Origin of the sequence: Actibacterium sp. (assembly GCF_041584535.1) — a bacterium.
GTDB lineage: Bacteria > Pseudomonadota > Alphaproteobacteria > Rhodobacterales > Rhodobacteraceae > Actibacterium_D.
Genome location: NZ_JBFHDW010000344.1, coordinates 1 through 2452, shown reverse-complemented (window position 1 = coordinate 2452; position 2452 = coordinate 1). Strand labels below are relative to the sequence as shown.

Annotated in this window: 1 pseudogene; it reads right to left on the bottom strand. The window is 59.5% G+C overall.

Going from position 1 to position 2452, the window contains the following annotated elements:
- A pseudogene (locus ABYW26_RS13355) lies at window positions 1–2452 on the bottom strand (DNA-directed RNA polymerase subunit beta'); the annotation flags it as partial.

The window sequence follows — 2452 nt, the reverse complement described above, 5'->3', positions numbered from 1 at the left end:
GAACAGTTCGGCCACGCGCGGCAGACCACCGGTGATGTCCTTGGTCTTGGCGCCTTCACGCGGAATACGCGCAACCACGTCACCGGCCTTGATGTCCTGACCTTCTTCGATCGACAGAAAGGCGTCGACCGACATCGGATAGGTCACAGGGTTGCCGGCATCGTTACGCACCGGTTCGCCGTCTTCGCCGACAATGATGATCTCAGGCTTGAGGTCATTGCCGCGCGGAGCAGCGCGCCAGTCGGTCACGATCTTCTGGGTCATGCCGGTCGCGTCATCGGTTTCGTCACGGACCGAGATGCCCGAGACCAGATCGACGAATTTCGCCATACCGGCTTTCTCGGCGATGATCGGCAGGGTGTAGGGATCCCATTCGAACAGCTTGTCGCCGCGTTTGATCTGAGCCCCATCGACCACGTGAACCTTGGTGCCATAGCCCAGCTTGTGGCTGGCGCGTTCGACACCGTTGTCGTCGATGATCGCCAGCGACATGTTCCGGCCCATGACGATCTGTTCGCCACCGGCGTTTTCCAGCAGGTTCGCATTGCGGAATTCGATGCGACCTTCCTGGCTGGCTTCCTGGAACGACTGCTGACCACCCTGAGCAATACCGCCGATGTGGAAGGTCCGCATCGTCAGCTGGGTGCCCGGTTCACCGATCGACTGCGCCGCGATGATGCCGACGGCCTCGCCGACGTTCACCATGGTGCCGCGCGCAAGGTCACGACCATAGCACATGGCGCAAACGCCTTCTTCGGCCTCACAAGTCAGAGGCGAGCGGATGCGAACGTTGGCCAGACCGGCCTTTTCGATCGCGTCCGCCTTGCGTTCGTCGATCAGTTCGTTGCGGCTGACCAGAACCTCGTCGGTGCCGGGGCGCAGAACGTCCTCGGCAGCAACGCGGCCCAGCAGGCGCTCGGCCAGCGACGACACCACTTCGCCGTCGTTGATCGCGGCTTCGGCGGTGATGGCGTTGTCAGTGCCGCAGTCGTTCTGACGAACGATGCAGTCCTGCGCCACGTCGACCAGACGACGGGTCAGGTAACCCGAGTTCGCGGTCTTCAGCGCGGTATCGGCCAGACCCTTACGGGCACCGTGGGTCGAGTTGAAATACTCGAGCACGGTCAGGCCTTCTTTAAAGTTCGAGATGATCGGCGTTTCGATGATCTCACCCGACGGCTTGGCCATCAGACCACGCATCCCGCCCAGCTGTTTCATCTGGGCCGGCGAACCCCGCGCACCAGAGTGCGACATCATGTAGACGCTGTTCGGCTCTTTCTCGGCACCCATGTCATCGACACGAACCGCCGAAATTTCGGCCATCATAGCGGCTGCAACTTCGTCCGAGCATTTCGACCAGGCATCGACAACTTTGTTGTATTTTTCGCCCTGAGTGATCAGGCCGTCCATATACTGTTGTTCGAATTCTTTGACCTGATCGCGGACGCCATTGACGATGTCCCACTTGCTGTCCGGGATCAGCATGTCGTCCTTACCGAACGAAATACCGGCCTTGAAGGCTTCGCGGAAGCCCAGGGTCATGATCTGGTCACAGAAGATGACGCTCTCTTTCTGGCCGCAATACCGGTAAACGGTATCGATGACCTGCTGCACTTCTTTCTTGCGCAGCAGACGGTTGACCAGACTGAACGGCGCCTTGGCGTTCTGCGGCAGCAGCGCGCCCAGACGGACCCGGCCCGGCGTGGTTTCAAAGCGTTTGAAGACTTCGTTACCTTCGTCGTCGATCTGTTTGACGCGGGCTTGAACCTTGGCGTGCAGATGCACTTCGCCAGCGTTCAGGGCGTGCTCGATCTCTTCGACCGAGCTGAAGATCATGCCTTCGCCCTTCATGCCTTTGCGCTCCATCGTGATGTAATAGAGGCCAAGGATCATATCCTGCGACGGCACGATGATTGGCGCGCCGTTGGCGGGCGACAGCACGTTGTTCGTGGACATCATCAGAACGCGGGCTTCCAGCTGAGCCTCAAGCGACAGCGGCACGTGAACGGCCATCTGGTCGCCGTCAAAGTCAGCGTTGAACGCCGAACAGACCAGCGGGTGCAGCTGAATAGCCTTGCCTTCGATCAGGATCGGTTCGAAGGCCTGAATGCCCAGACGGTGCAGAGTCGGCGCCCGGTTCAGCATGACCGGATGTTCGCGGATCACCTCGTCCAGAATATCCCAAACCTCGGGACGTTCTTTTTCGACCAGCTTTTTCGCCTGTTTCACGGTCGAGGACAGACCTTTGGCCTCAAGCCGCGAATAGATAAACGGCTTGAACAGCTCCAGCGCCATTTTCTTGGGCAGGCCGCACTGATGCAGTTTCAACTCGGGGCCGGTCACGATGACCGAACGACCCGAGAAGTCGACGCGTTTACCCAAAAGGTTCTGACGGAACCGGCCCTGTTTGCCTTTCAGCATGTCGGACAGCGATTTCAGCGGACGCTTGTTG